Genomic DNA, 14,442 nt, shown 5'->3' on the forward strand with positions numbered 1-14,442 from the left:
ATGCCTGGAGTTTTTCATGTTGCTTTGGAAGCATATTCCTTTAGTCCTTTTAGAGCAGGTTTTGCAAATAAAGGCTCCAAAACAAATGCTCCGCTTAATTTCCTAGGCACCGCTTTACCACACCTGGCGTTTTCCTGGTATTTCAAGTTTATATTCCTTGCTTTAAGAACCAATCATAGGTCCGCTGTAAATGGCTTGTTTTATGGAAAATACCCTTAAAACAGAAACCTCCCTCTATTCAACAGAAATCATGATAATCAATGACCTATCCGTATTTTCTGCGCCTCCCATGAAATAACACCTGTTTTAGCTTAGGTAAACAGATTGGGCAAACCCGATAGTGCAAGGTTCGTTGAGAATAGGTATATCAGCTGAACCTCACCATGGCGGAAACCACTGTAAAGAACAGGACCGGATTGGCTAACTACTGCCTTCCCCTTCAGAATGCCCAGGACCTGAATCCCTTGTTGGAAAGGATAGGTGATGCCCGGTATGTGCTATTAGGGGAAGCAACCCACGGCACCCATGAGTATTATACCTGGCGGGCCGAGATTACCCGGCGGCTCGTCCAGGAGAAAGGCTTTTCCTTTATCGCCGTGGAAGGTGACTGGCCCGATTGTTTTGAGATAAACCGATGGATCAAAGGCTACCCAGATACGCCGGAGAGCATTGAGGGGGTGCTGCGCCAGTTTAACCGCTGGCCAACTTGGATGTGGGCCAACTGGGAAGTAGCCGCTCTGGCCCGTTGGCTGCGCAGCCACAATGACAAGCTGGTTCCGGACCAGAAGATAGGATTCTACGGCCTGGATGTCTACAGCATGTGGGACTCCATGAAGATCATAGTGGATTACCTGGAAAAGGAAGACCCGCAGGCGGCAGCTTACGCGCGGCGGGCCATAGATTGCTTTGAGCCCTACGGCGAAGAAGAGTCTTACGCCACTGCCCTCAGTTCCATGAAGCCCAGCTGCCGGGAGGCGGTGCTGCAGTTATTGCTGGAAGTAAGGCAAAAGGCCGGGCAGTACAACCACGCGCCTGAAGCTGGTCTCAACGCCGAGATCAACGCCCTGGTAGCCGCCAACGGAGAGAAATATTACCGGGCCATGTCAGCGTTTGGAGACAATTCCTGGAACGTACGGGACCGCCACATGGTGGAAGCCCTGAATACCCTTATGAACTACCATGGCACTGAGGCCAAAGTCATCGTCTGGGAACACAACACGCACATCGGCGACGCTCGGGCTACTGATATGGTAGACGATGGGGAGATCAACGTGGGTCAGTTGGTACGGGAACAGCACAAGCCAGAGGAAGTAGTGCTGGTGGGTTTCGGGTCATACGAGGGTTCCGTGATTGCGGGCCGCAGATGGGACGGCCCCATGCAGGAAATGCCCGTGCCGCCGGCCATGGAAAAGAGCGTGGAGAAGATCCTGCGCGAGGCATCGGCAGAAAACAAACTCCTGATCTTTGACCAACAACCGGCTTTGAAAGAATACTTCCGGGGCTGGATGGGCCACCGGGCCATTGGAGTGGTGTACCACCCAGAGCGGGACCGTGGCAACTATGTCCCTACCAAACTATCGGCTCGATACGATGCCTTTCTGTACATAGACAAAACCAAGGCCGTTCACCCGCTGCACTTGGAACCCAAGGGCCACCAATTGCCTGAAACCTTCCCCTTCGGGATGTAATCTTGGATATAGGAAAAAAGTTTAAAGGCTGGTTTTCTTAAAGGCTCCTTAAACCTTTTATTTCCATTTACAATTTAAAATATTATAAATTAGGTGATTAAATAAAAAAAGAGGCCTAGAACTCTGTTTGAATTCCGGGCCTCTTTTTACTTTTAAAATCCTTTTGTAAAGGATCATCTAAGATGGCAGTACCTTATCAGATTCTTCCGCTCTCCGGATAGATGGAGGTGTCAGGGGCGTTATTTGCCTCCGGGAAACGGTCATCTTCCGCGAAGCTGGTGTTATCTGGGTAGGTGGTGTTTACCGGATAGGTGCTTCCGGTTTGGGTGTCACCTGTGCTGTAGTACCCGCTAGTTGCCTTTGTGTGGCCTTTCTTTTTGGAGTTGTTGATAAGGGCATACACGGCGGCTCCGGCGGCCAGGGCAATGGCACTGGTCACTTTGGGATGCATGACGGCGCGGGTGTAAAGGCTGGTTTTCATTACGTAGCCATCATGGTTGCCGTGCACCCGGGCATCTGAGACAGATCTATGCAGAGAATCCCGGCGGGAAGTGTCGGGTTCATCCTTCAACTGACCTTTAGACATCATTTTAGAGCTAACCCAGTCCATCACACCCGGAATCCTTTTGTTCAAGGTACTCATGACTTTGGCTCCGCCACCTACCATAATGTCTCTGTGAGGATTTACAGCAGCGTGCAGAATAGCATTGGCCACTTCCTCGGGCATATACACCGGGGCGGGCAGGGTCTGCGCCTGACCCGTGTAGTTTTTAGCGTGTTCAGGATACGGAGTATCAATGCCGGCCGGTTTGATGAGGGTTACTGAGATAGGCTCCTTGTCCTCCAGCAGTTCAATACGCAGGGCGTCGGTGAATCCTTTTACCGCATGCTTGCTGGCCGAGTACATACCCTGCAACTGAATGGCTACGTCTGAGAGCTCGCTGCCCACGTTGATGATGGCACCGCCTTTGCCGCGCATGTGGTAAGCGGCGGCCAGAGAGCCGTATACCACGCCCCAGAAGTTGGTATCAAAGAGACGTTTGTTGTCTTCATCGCTCACCTGGCTCAGGCGCCCGTAAATGGAAACGCCGGCATCATTCACCCAGGTGTCAATACGTCCGTAATGGCGTAGGGCTGCATCGGCAATCCACTGCACCTCTTCCCAGCGTCCTACATCGGCCGCCACGTGAATAGCTTCGCCGCCTTCATTCCGGATTTGCTGTTCCACTTCGGTCAGGGCTTCCCGGTTCCGGGCGGCCAACACTACTTTGGCGCCTTTCTTGGCTGCTGCCAGGGCAGTAGCCAAACCAATGCCGCTAGAGGCACCGGTAATCACAATTACCTGCTCATTGAGCGGTTTCAAAGAGTAATTCATAGCTATCGTTTTTAGGGATTGGATTATTGCAAATGGTTATAGGTAATTTCTTACGAGGCTTATTTCCAGAAGATACAATGTTCTGCCTCTAAGTGGAGATGGAGGTGCTACCAGAAAGCTTTTCCGGCCAATGAAAGTACGGGTTAGAATAGGGCAGCAGGGTTAATGAACAGCAGCTTAGGGAAGTAGAAGAATCAACTGAAAGGAGCAGGGCAACTATAAAGGTTGACAAGCAGCTAAAGTTCTGACCCGTCCACCCCCAGGATACGGAGAAGCTCCGCCTGGTAACCGGCATCTTCAAGGGCATTCTCTACTTTCTGCGGATCTAAGCCAGAACCTGAGATGCTGAGAATATTTTCCTGGGTTTGGGTGTCTATTTTCCAGTTTTCTATCTCCTTTACCTTACCCAGGAAAGGAGATACTTTGGCTATACCATCCTGGTCAGACACATTGGTTTTGAATTTGAGAATTTCCATAATAGTAGCAGTTGTTTAAAGGAATCAATAAACAAATGGCTTTTAATACTTTGTCTTTTTAACTCGGTTTCCTGAAAAAGAGGGCAGAAACGAAGGCATTAAAAAGTTTTATTCGACATCGATCAAATTATTGCCCTAAAAGGACTTTTCTGTTTTGGTCCGTTTTTTACCCAATTAGGGCTTAACCGTATAATAAACAAACAGGATAGGAGAACGGGCTCTCAAATGAGGAAAACAAGCCGGTATAATTGATTGAAGTTTAATCTGGTATGAAGTTGATATCCATGTCTTGGTTGAAGACCACGTAAACCCTTTTCCAGGGCTGGTCACCCAGCATTCTCCATTTGTGCCCGTTGCCGGTTGTATCAGTGGCCAGCAGCACATCGCCGGGTTCCAGAATGAAAGTCTCGCCCAAGCTGGTGGTGAACTCCAGGGTTCCGGTCAGACTCATGACATACTGGGTGTTGGGGGCGGGGTGCCAGTCATATTCTGAATGGGGTGGCGTTTCCTTGAAATGGATGGAAAGCGCATGGGTGGATAGCTTCTCTTGAATGGTTCCTTGCGTAAAATGGGAGTGCCCATCTGCCCCAGTGTACAGTTTAAAAGCTCTGATCATACGTGGTGGTTTCTGGTAGGTCTGTATATATACCTATCTGGCAGGAAGTAGTTACCTGGAATCTGAATGACATAATTGCTTGTCTTTTTAAATCATGGAAGGGAACCTGCCATCTTACGTCTTTCATAGTCCGTAGGCAAGGGCGTACACGAGCCTGGGTTTTACAACGTTCTAGAACCAGTTGACTAAGTTAAAGTTATGGTGAGCCAGGCCAGGAAGTTGGAACAGGCAGTACCTACAAATCAGTTTTTTGCCTAAATTGGAAAAATAACCTTTTTTCTATATTCTAAGTAAGTGCGCAATAATACTTATCCCAAGGGCATGTACAGATCAAGGTGTATTCGTAGAGGTGAAATGCTACTGCTTTGCATGGCGCTGGTTTTCTCCGGTTGCTATAGAAAGGAATCCAAACAGGAGGGAACCCCCTCAGAAAAGTCATCGGCGCAGGAGCAAAGCCCCACGCAGAAGCCCGTAAACGAACCAACCGCAGAAAACCCACCCGCCGCCCAGGCCAAAGTAGACGTGGACCTGTACTTAGAGGTATCCAATGGCATGAAAGGTTTTATGCCACCGCCCGCTGCTGAAAAAGAGCCCACTGTTTTCCAGAAGCGGTTGAACAAGCTCATATCTGAGGTGCAGGATGGTATTTACGTGGAAGACAAACGCTTTTACCTGGCCGGGCAGAACGCCCAGGGCCAGCCGGTGCTGGACAGCGTTGCCTACGGTACCCTCAAAAACACCATTACCAGCGGCATCAAAGCCAATGTACTGGGCACGCCGCTGCCCGACATGCTGCAGGCAGCCCTTGCCAATTCGTTGAAGCGTGGGGCGGTGACTGTGGTGGTCTCTGATTTCATCCACGGACCAGACCCCAATAATCCGGGACAGTTCCTTTCCCTGGACTCAGACATCCGGAGCAGCCTGAAACAGGCCGAGCATGAGAATCTGGTAGTAGCGGTTTTGGCCGATGCGTCCCCGTTCTTCGGGAGTTTTTACCCTGCGGTGAAAAAACCGGCTGTAAAACGCACGCTCAACGGGGAGGAAGTGCCATTCTACATCTGGGTTATTGGTAAACAGCAGGAGGTGCAGACCGTCACAAACAAGGTGCTGCGCGATCTGCCGGCTCAACAGGCATATTTTGGGTTTGACTACCAGCGGGTTCCGTATTCGGCTATTCTTAAATCCAATACATTCAGACCCGCGGGCGTTGTGTATTGTACCAGCCGGACCGCTGAGGTATGTACCAGCGTAAATTTAATGCCGGAAAAAGACGAGCAGGTGGAGTTCACCATTGGATTGAACCTCAGCGATTTCCCGGCTTCCTTGCAGGACGTAGCTTACCTCAAGCAGCACCTGCGGCTGGCGGTGACCGGCGGAAAGGCGTCTATTGGTACAGTAATTGCAGCCTCGGAAGACGTGAAGGCCACCCCAGACCTGGCTCAATACACCCACTTTGTGCGGGTACGGGTTCCGCAACTGACGGCCAACACGGGGTCTATCTCGCTTGCTTTGCCGCAGGTAGTGCCCACCTGGATTAGTCAGTGGTCTACCGCCAACGACAACAACCCGGCCGGGGCTCCCAGGAAAACGTACCAGTTGAATTCAATTATGGAGGGCGTGCAGGCGCTCTACCGTGATAAAAGTGAAAATGTGTTTAATGTAACCATGAAGTTTAACAAAGAAACCAAGTAAGGATGATCCAAAATTTCTTCTCCGGGCTCTATGAATTGTTCCTGGGCCGCCCCATGCCTGCCAACTACACCAATGATTACCGCGAGGTGGTGTTCCCCAACACCGGTATCCAACTCATATTGATCTCGCTGGCGCTGGTCATCCTGTATTACTACGTTTTTAACCGGGTTATGAGCACCGGGTTTTACAAGCCCATTCACTGGACCATCATGCTCATCATCAACGCCGTGATTGCCTTCATTGTGCCTATTACTCAGGTAAACAACAATGGCATTGAAACCCATTCTTACACCTACACCTTTGCGCTGGTGAACGCCATTCTCAGCCTTATTCTGTTTTTCATTTTCTCATTGCTGCTTAAAAAAGGATCTGTCCAGGCCTGGACTACTCCTATGAAATGGCCCCACACAAGATAAACTATGGCAAAACTTTTTGTATTTGGAATTGGGGGCACGGGCTCCAGGGTCATCCGCTCGCTGGTCATGCTCATGGCCGCCGGAGTCAAGATCAAGAACTGTGACAAGATAGTACCCATCATCATTGACCCCGACACCCAGAACGGGGACATGAACCGCACCGTGGAACTGCTTAAAACCTACAAGCACCTCCACGACCAGTTAGGCAAGCGCGAAGAAGGCTTCTTCCACACCAACATCAGCACGCTCTCCAGCATTGCCGGCGACGGTTCCTCCAAGATCAGAGATTCTTTTGTGTACGATTTCGGGGGCATCAACAAGCCTTTTAAAGACCACGTGGGCTACAACCAATTGGACATTGACTCCCAGGCGCTGGTAGACCTTCTCTTCACTCCTGAGAACCTGAACAACAGCCTGGACGTTGGCTTCAGGGGTAGCCCCAACGTGGGCAGCGTGGTCTTAAACGAAATCATCGATTCACCGGAGATGCGTTTCTTCGCCTCCAATTTCCAGGCCGGAGACCGCATTTTCTTCGTGAGCTCCATCTTTGGGGGCACCGGGGCGGCAGGTTTCCCGCTCTTGCTGAAGAACTTTAAGGATGTGCATTCCAAACTGCCCAATGCCTCTAGCCTAAACTCGGCGCTGACCGGAGCCATGGTGGTGTTGCCGTATTTCTCCCTGGAGCAGCCCGCACCTGGCGTGGAGGCGGATTTTATTGACTCCAACACCTTTACCACCAAAGCCAAGGACGCGCTTTCTTATTACCAAAACCACCTCACCGGGGTGAACGCGACCTACTACATCGGGGACACCCCGGACAAACCGCTGGAGAATAACCCAGGCCGCGCAAGCCAGAAAAACGATGCGCACCTGATTGAGTTGCTCAGCGCCCTGTCCATCATTGATTTCATGGACTACTCTGACAACGAGCTCACCGGATCTTCTCATTACCATGAGTTCGGTTTAAGAGAGGACGTGGATAATGTGCAGTTTTCAAATTTTGACCAAGAAACGCGCGACCGTTTGGCCAAGCAGCTCATCAGGTTCCATTACTTCTCCCGCTACTACAACACCCACGTGCCCGAAGATGCGCAGGCGGCCTACGCCAAAGGAGTGGACCTGGCCGGCGCCATCCGCAATGAGCCGGTCTTCAAGGAACTGAATAAGTTTCTCAACAGTCCAGAGTACGGTTATGAATCATGGTTGAGAGAGTTGGGTCGATTGGAGCGCACTTTCTCCGCGTTCAACCTCAACGAGCCAGATTTCAACCGCATGGTCTCAGACAAGCAGGTAGAAACCGGTTTCCTGAACAAGGGCATTCACCAGGGATCATTCGTGAAAGAGCTGAACCGCGCCTCAGAATCCATCACAGACCGCGAGCCCTTCAAAGCCACCATCAAGGCTTTTGAGATTGCCACCAATAGGTTGGTAGAGGAAAAGCTGAAATATTCCTGATGTGCTCAAACTAGTTTTTAGGGTAATTTCTTGAAAACATCCTTAGAACAGAAAATCAAACAGGGTTTGCCCTTTGGCCAACCATCAAAAGGGAGGGTATTGTAAATGACCATAGTCGTTTAGCGCCTCTTTCTTCAAAAACACCTTAAAAAGACAGATTTATGCCGAAAGTACTTCGTCTTCATAAAACCGGCTCAAACGTAGAAGGGTGGGCGAAAACCGCCCAGATCACCAGCACCGAGATTAAAGACATGGTGGACGGGGCCGGCGGAAGGGCGCAGAAAATCAACGCCTCCATTCCAACGCCGTTTGCCCGCATGCACCTGTTTGAGACAGCGTTTGACTTTGTGAAGCAAGGGGTCACCAGCACCCACAACAGCATCTACCATAAGTTTGTGACCCATTTCTGGGACTTGTGGGAATTGCTCTACAACCACCAAAGCTACGCGCAGGGCGGAAACAAGATCGTGATCCGGCGCTGGAACAAACACCAGCAGCTCGCGGCCATGCAGGCGAACCAGAACACGCACCTGCTGGGCAAGACTTTGGAGCTGTTCATGAATGACAGTCGGTTCCATGGGGTAGAGGATCTGTTCCTGTTCTACCTGGAATCAACTTCGCCCCGTGGTGACCGGAGCCTGCAGTTGCTGGGCGGTACCTCGCCGCTGACCTTCCTGTTTGTGTCGCCCAATGTGCAGCCGCTGGCCATTAACCGGGCGCAGAACGTGGGTGTGTACTTTGACAACAACTACATTTCTCTCAATGACCGCGAGCGCGACTTCAAAGAGTACGTGCACAAGCTGTTTGTCTCTAATCCGGAATACATCCGTGCCTTCCCGGCCGTGTATAATTCCCTGGATGAACACCTGCTCAAAAGCATCAGCATGTCAGGCGTGGGGGGGCAGGCGGGCATCTCCGCTGAATACCTGCCGTTGGTAGACCTGCAGCAGAATCCGGTACACGTGGGCCATCTTACCTTTTTAGTGAAGAAAGACCAGACCGCGGTAACCAGCAGCGACCTGTTCCTGCGGCCAACCAACACCATGTTCTCCGGTGACCGACCCATCGTGCTGAAACCAGACCTACGTCTGGCGCCGCACGTGAAGTACGTGAACAACCTGGCCTGGCCGGCTAACACCAACGTGGGGTACTCAGACAACAAAGAAATTGAGGCCCGTTCCCTGCCCGGGGTAGGTTTCAACTATCCGTACCTCACTGTTAATGACTTGTTGCAGGAAACCATCGTGCAGGTTCCTTATGAGGTGAACACCGACCGTTTTTACAGCGGTACGGTGCTGTACCAACCCGGTGTGACCGAGAAGGTTTTCAATTACCTGTTGCCGGTAACCAGCCTGTACTTCCAGTATTTTACGCCCCAGGACCTGGCCACGCACCTCACTTTCTACGTGGATGTGAACCACGTGCGGGTGACTTTGTCTATCCCTACGGAGAAGGGCAATGTGGTTTACGAGCGCAGCTACTATGACAACCCGTTGAACTCCAAGGATGCCCACGGCGAGATCATCCCTGAAAAAGGGCATATCTTGAAGTCACGAGTGGGCATTGGCGTGTTTCCGTTCTACAAGTTCACCGATGCGCCTACCTACAATGATTTCTACAAGGTAATGCTGGTAGACGAGGACATTGATCCTTTGTTGGTAAATAGAAACCATTCGCTAAACTTCTACGCCGGCGGACGGCAACTGGAAGCCAGCGGAGGATTAATCTCTGCCACCTCGCAGCGACGGACGAAGAAAAGCAACGCCAGCGCCGGCAGCACTTACTACGAGATCAGGGGCACGCACTTTGACGTGGCCGAGCTGGTGCACACGGGCGTGGACGTAACCGGCCGGGCTTTGATCGTGCCTAAGTTCCAGGAAGTGCAGCAGGGCATCCAGACCTTTACCTTCGCCATTGACTTCGGAACCTCCAACACGCACATTGCTTATACCTCGGGAGCGAACCAACCTCCTAAGGAGTTCTCCATCACGGCCAATGACCAGCAATTGGTGATGCTGAACAAGCCCTCTGATGATACCTCTTTATCGGATTACCAGCGGTTCCATAAGCGGGGCTTCGGGCGATTGTTTGCGGTGGAGACCCTGCTTAAGCGCGAGTTCCTGCCCTTGATTATCAACTCCGGCGGATCTTTGTACACTTTCCCCACTAGAACGGCAACCTGCGAATCCATTGACTTTGAGAACCAGATTCCCAGCTTGTTTGGGAACATCAACATCGGATTCTCCATCAATACCGAAGGCACGCACCAGGATCAGTACAAGCAGAATTACCACACGGACCTGAAGTGGAGTGAGACGCTGTCTAACACTGGGAAGCGCCGGATTGAGGCTTTCTTCACCGAGATCATGCTGCTCATCAAAAACAAGGTAGTCCTGAACCACGGCAATGTGGCCAACACCAAGGTGGTGTGGTTCGCGCCGCTGAGCTTTGATGATTACTCCCGCAACATGTTCCAGAACGTGTGGGACGGCGTTTACCACAACATTTTTAAAAACGGCCGCAATACGGCCTGCATCACTGAGTCGGTGGCGCCGTTCTACTATCTGTCCAGAACCGGAGTAGTAGTGCCCAGCCAGGACGAGAACCTCATCAACGTGGACATAGGCGGCGGTACCACCGATGTACTTTTATTTACGAACCGCAAACCCTCGCACAGCGCCTCTTTCCGCTTTGCCGGGAATGACCTGTGGGGCGATGGCTTCGCCTCGGTGAAGACAAGCAAGGACAATGGTTTGCTGCAATACGGCGTGGCCCACGTGCTGCAGATCCCGCTCACCGAGGAAGGCAAGGAGTACAAGAAGTTCCTGGAGACCGCGCTGGATAACCCGGATTTCTCCTCGGCAGACATCACCAGCTTGCTCTTCAGCTATGACAAGGAACTGCACTATAGCTCTCAGCTTTTGCAGGCTCGTCAGCTGCGTTTGATGTTCTATTTGCACTTCGGGGCGTTGATGTACCACCTGGCGCAGCTCACCCAGCAGTTGGGCACCCAGGTGCCTCGGTACATCTGTTTCAGTGGGCAGGGAAGTTTGTACATCAAACTGCTGGCAGCCGGCAACAACCTGTCTAACGTTGAGCGATACGCCAAAACAATCTTTAGGAAAGTGACGGGCCAGGAAGCACCGGGCAACTTCAAACTGGTGTTGGTTGACAACCCTAAACAGGTTACGGCCAACGGCGGCGCCATGGCCCTGGAAGGCAACAACCTGTCTGACCTCACTGACATTCCGATCATGCGCCCTACGGGAGCTGCCTCCGGCGAGGATGCTTTGAGAGCGGTGAACAAAAGCCAGATCTCTTCCACCATCCGCCAGGAAGTGCTGGATAATGTGATGAACTGCCTTGAAATGCTGCTGGACGATGCGGACATCGCACCGCTCATGCGCTCAATGGGTGTGGAGGTTGATCCGCACTGGATCCTGAATTTCATGCGCTCCAACATCCAGGACAGCTATACCATGGTGCTGGAAGAAACCCTCAGAGGCCTCTCTGACCGGGAGCTCATTCCGGAGACCATGTTCTTCATGCCCCTGAAACAATCGCTGTATTTGTTGTCTAAAGAATTATATCAGCAACAGGTAGGCGCATTTGTTTAACTTTGATGCCTCAGATGCCATAGCCAAACGCATCTGAGGCTTTTTGTTACGTCATTTATATTCAAAAACTATTTACGGTATGGCATATGTACCTATCATCTTAGGAGTTGTGGCACTTATTGTCGCGGGATTCACCTTTTTTAAAATGGGCGGGATCGTGTCTAGAACGAAGTCCTTGGAAAGGAAAAACCGCGAGCTGGAAGCAGGTCTCAAGTCCTTGGAAAACCAATTGAGAAGAAGCGCCAAGAACCAGCCGCAAGACAATGGTCGGCAGCAAGGTCGCGGAAACCAGCAGAATCCGCAACCCCAACAACCTAAGGCCCAACAGCCTCAGGAGCAAAAACAGAGAAACCAGAACCAGCAACCCGGCCGTGCCCAGCAAGAACCGCGCGGAACCCAAGGCCAACCACAGCAGCCGCGTCAACCACAGGAGCCCCGCCAAAAGCAGGAGGGACAACCCCAGCAGCAGAGACCACCGCGTGAGCCCAGAGAGCAGCGCCAGCCCCAAGAACCACGGGAGCCGCGTCAACCACAGGAGCAGCGCCAGAGACAACCCCAACAGCCACAGCAGCAGCCCGTGGCCGGAGGCGCCCAACCAGCCCGCGAACCTCGTCAGCCGCAGCAACAACAGAGAAGAAACGAAAACAGAAGACGTGAGCCGGTCATGGCCGGTGAGGACCAGAGCCCTGCCGGGCAGCCAGTTCCAACCGCTACCTTAGGCCAGGGCATTGTGGGCGATGACCTCCTGAGCGAATTGACCCAACAGGCCGCTCCTGCCCCAACGCCTGCTCCCGAGCCGGTGAGCCGTACTCGTTACGCCATCATCCCCGAGGACGGTACCATTAAAACGCACCAGTTGCAGCAGCGCCCAGATTCAGATTCTTACCTGGAAATTGACTCACCCACCGAAGGGATCCCCACCACCAATTATCGGTTTAATCTGGGCGGCAACCAGGCCTTTGTGATCTCGCAGGGAATGGACCGTCTGGAGAACGCATTTTCTTTTGAGAAGCCTTCTAACCGCATGGTCAGCAAAATCATCCAACAAGGTGATGGGGTGCTGGTGAGAACCAGTGCCGGCTGGAAAATACAGGAAAAAGCCAGAATTGATTTCCGGTAAGCTTTAGTCAGAAGCTGTCTTTGAAAGTAAAGAACCGTTTTAGGCCTGTTTTACATTAAACAGCTCTAAAACGGTTCTCCTTGCTTTAAGACCTCTCCTAAGAACCCCAGATTACCTATCTTTAACCTGAAGTAAAGCTTGAGAACATACCTTCAAAGGCGTCTGCAACAGGGAAAATACCTTATGCCAAGCGGAAGTTTGGCTGCCCATTTCTATACATCAAACCTACATGGAAGGAATATTTATTTTCGAGGCGCTGCTGGTGATCCTCATCATTGGGTACCAGTGGCGCGTGTACCAGGCCAACCGCCAAAAGGTGGAAAGCATTGCGGGCCTTTTTCCAGCCAAGGAAAACCTTTCGGTGGCCCGGCGGTCGCTCACTGCCAAAGAACCGGTAGCATTAGAGGCGCCCTCCCTGGAAAAACAGTGGGACCAACTGCTCTACGGTGAGTACTTCAGGGAATTCTCGCCCACCAACCCGGTGGTGAAAAGGATCATTGCAGTAGATGCCGAGGAACTGCACATTGAGGCGCAGAACGGGGAGATCCCTTTTTACACCATCAATATTGAGAAGTTCAGGCAGCTGCACCGCGACGGAAACATCTACCTGGCCAAGGACACCAAACCCGTCGCGTCGGAAACCAAAGAGCCCGAGGATACGGGAGCGTACGCAGACCTGATCGAGGTGAAAAATCCTTCGCCTACCTTCCAGGAGATAAACAAAAGCACGAATGAATATCTGAGGCTGAACAAAGGCGCAGCCGCCGATTTTGACATCCTCAAAGACGTGGCCGAGCGCCACTCAGACGCCCTGGACGCAGAAGTACAATCTACCATCGCTACCCCGCTCTACGTGGGTCTGCTGGGGACCTTTGCGGGCGTAATCCTGGGGCTTTCCAGCCTGATCTGGACTGGCCTCACGGGATCCGCAGATGAAGGTTCTTCCTTTATCACCGATCAGAATATTCCGTCCTTCTTGTTCGGGGTGCTCATTGCCATGGCCGGAAGCCTTTGCGGTTTGCTTTTCACCATGATGGGCAACCACGCCCTCAAGAACGCCCGCAGCCTCCGCGACCGCCTCAAAAACGACTATTATACCTTCCTGCAAACGCACCTGCTGCCCAAGCTCAACTCAGACATGTCGGCCAGTCTGGGGAACCTGAAATCGGTGCTGGACTCGTTTAACAAGGATTTCCTGGACAAGATCCTGGGCTTCCGCCCGATTGTAGAGACGCTCACCGATAACATTAGCACGCAGAAGGAATTCATCCAGAAGCTGGACCAGATAGGTTTTACCCAGATGGCTAATGCCAATCTGCAGGTGTTTGACAAGATCAAAGAGAGCGAGCGCCTGTTCATGAACTTTCTGCAGTACCAGGAGGCCCTGAATGAATCCGTTAGGAAAGGCGGCGAGCTCACCCAGAACATCACCCAGGTTTTGAACCGCCTAACCAAACTGCAGGAAGGCTTTGACCAGGTGCCCGGCTACCTGCAGCAGCACGATGAATCCATCCAGCGGCAGATCAACTTCTTCGCCCGCCATGAGGAGGAACTGGACACCATCGCCAACCGCACTGAGCAGTATTTTGACAAAGCGGCCCTTAAACTCACTGATCTGATGCAGGCCCGACTGCAGCATCAGGAACGCGACGCCCAAAACGCCTACGAGAAATGGCAGGAGCACTTCAGAAGACTGAACGAGGACAACCTTTACCAGCGCATCCTGGATTACATGCGTCCGTTTGAGAATCTCAATCCGCAGCAAGATCAACTTAATAGGCAGCAGCAGGACCTGGCCCAGGAGATAAAACAGACCAACGAGCGCCTGCTCCGCAAAATTGACACTGATACCGAGATCCAGCAGAAACTGCTGCAGCAATTGGCCGTACTGAACGCCAACGTGGAGAAAAGCATGGAACCAGGTGCCATTAAAGCGGCCCTGGGCAGAATCTTTGGGACTGGGGCCAGCAACGGCCGGAAAGGATAA

General features: G+C 52.0%; 10 protein-coding genes. 7 read left to right on the forward strand and 3 right to left on the reverse strand.

Annotated elements, in window-relative coordinates:
* The first annotated feature begins 383 nt into the window (after positions 1-383).
* Positions 384-1,688, forward strand: coding sequence for an erythromycin esterase family protein (locus J3P35_RS12435; protein ID WP_210464913.1), 1,305 nt, complete (start codon positions 384-386; stop codon positions 1,686-1,688).
* 196 nt (positions 1,689-1,884) lie between these two features.
* Here J3P35_RS12435 and J3P35_RS12440 read toward each other — a convergent pair whose 3' ends face one another.
* The 3 genes from J3P35_RS12440 to J3P35_RS12450 form a co-directional block, all read right to left on the reverse strand.
* Positions 1,885-3,063: an SDR family oxidoreductase gene (locus J3P35_RS12440; protein ID WP_210464914.1), complete on the reverse strand. Its 1,179-nt coding sequence runs from the start codon at positions 3,061-3,063 to the stop codon at positions 1,885-1,887.
* Positions 3,064-3,299: 236 nt separating this feature from the next.
* Positions 3,300-3,539, reverse strand: coding sequence for a heavy-metal-associated domain-containing protein (locus J3P35_RS12445; protein WP_210464915.1), 240 nt, complete (start codon positions 3,537-3,539; stop codon positions 3,300-3,302).
* A 259-nt stretch (positions 3,540-3,798) separates the two neighbouring features.
* Positions 3,799-4,155 (reverse strand): cupin domain-containing protein, encoded by a 357-nt coding sequence (locus J3P35_RS12450; protein WP_210464916.1) that lies wholly within the window; start codon positions 4,153-4,155, stop codon positions 3,799-3,801.
* Between the two features lie 354 nt (positions 4,156-4,509).
* Here J3P35_RS12450 and J3P35_RS12455 point away from each other — a divergent pair, with 354 nt between their 5' ends.
* The 6 genes from J3P35_RS12455 (at position 4,510) to J3P35_RS12480 (ending at position 14,442) form a co-directional block, all read left to right on the forward strand.
* On the forward strand, positions 4,510-5,847 hold the full coding sequence (locus J3P35_RS12455) for a hypothetical protein (RefSeq protein WP_210464917.1): 1,338 nt from the start codon (positions 4,510-4,512) through the stop codon (positions 5,845-5,847).
* Between the two features lie 2 nt (positions 5,848-5,849).
* Positions 5,850-6,263: a hypothetical protein gene (locus J3P35_RS12460; protein WP_210464918.1), complete on the forward strand. Its 414-nt coding sequence runs from the start codon at positions 5,850-5,852 to the stop codon at positions 6,261-6,263.
* A gap of 3 nt (positions 6,264-6,266) precedes the next feature.
* Entirely contained in the window at positions 6,267-7,718 is a 1,452-nt protein-coding gene (locus tag J3P35_RS12465; RefSeq protein WP_210464919.1) for a hypothetical protein, read from the forward strand.
* A gap of 161 nt (positions 7,719-7,879) precedes the next feature.
* Complete coding sequence (locus tag J3P35_RS12470; RefSeq protein WP_210464920.1) at positions 7,880-11,335, forward strand: cell division protein FtsA; 3,456 nt, start codon at positions 7,880-7,882, stop codon at positions 11,333-11,335.
* 79 nt (positions 11,336-11,414) lie between these two features.
* Positions 11,415-12,455, forward strand: a complete 1,041-nt coding sequence (locus J3P35_RS12475; protein ID WP_210464921.1) for a hypothetical protein — start codon at positions 11,415-11,417, stop codon at positions 12,453-12,455.
* Between the two features lie 229 nt (positions 12,456-12,684).
* Positions 12,685-14,442, forward strand: coding sequence for an O-fucosyltransferase family protein (locus tag J3P35_RS12480; protein WP_210464922.1), 1,758 nt, complete (start codon positions 12,685-12,687; stop codon positions 14,440-14,442).

It is taken from the genome of Rufibacter roseolus, assembly GCF_017916365.1.
GTDB classification, from domain to species: domain Bacteria; phylum Bacteroidota; class Bacteroidia; order Cytophagales; family Hymenobacteraceae; genus Nibribacter; species Nibribacter roseolus.

Excerpts from the sequence above, each read along its gene's own strand:
- J3P35_RS12475 (WP_210464921.1), top strand. The coding sequence starts at position 11,415 with ATGGCATATGTACCTATCATCTTAGGAGTTGTGGCACTTATTGTCGCG.
- J3P35_RS12445 (WP_210464915.1), bottom strand. The coding sequence starts at position 3,539 with ATGGAAATTCTCAAATTCAAAACCAATGTGTCTGACCAGGATGGTATA.
- J3P35_RS12450 (WP_210464916.1), bottom strand. The coding sequence starts at position 4,155 with ATGATCAGAGCTTTTAAACTGTACACTGGGGCAGATGGGCACTCCCAT.
- J3P35_RS12455 (WP_210464917.1), top strand. The coding sequence starts at position 4,510 with ATGCTACTGCTTTGCATGGCGCTGGTTTTCTCCGGTTGCTATAGAAAG.
- J3P35_RS12480 (WP_210464922.1), top strand. The coding sequence starts at position 12,685 with ATGGAAGGAATATTTATTTTCGAGGCGCTGCTGGTGATCCTCATCATT.
- J3P35_RS12470 (WP_210464920.1), top strand. The coding sequence starts at position 7,880 with ATGCCGAAAGTACTTCGTCTTCATAAAACCGGCTCAAACGTAGAAGGG.
- J3P35_RS12435 (WP_210464913.1), top strand. The coding sequence starts at position 384 with ATGGCGGAAACCACTGTAAAGAACAGGACCGGATTGGCTAACTACTGC.
- J3P35_RS12440 (WP_210464914.1), bottom strand. The coding sequence starts at position 3,063 with ATGAATTACTCTTTGAAACCGCTCAATGAGCAGGTAATTGTGATTACC.
- J3P35_RS12460 (WP_210464918.1), top strand. The coding sequence starts at position 5,850 with ATGATCCAAAATTTCTTCTCCGGGCTCTATGAATTGTTCCTGGGCCGC.
- J3P35_RS12465 (WP_210464919.1), top strand. The coding sequence starts at position 6,267 with ATGGCAAAACTTTTTGTATTTGGAATTGGGGGCACGGGCTCCAGGGTC.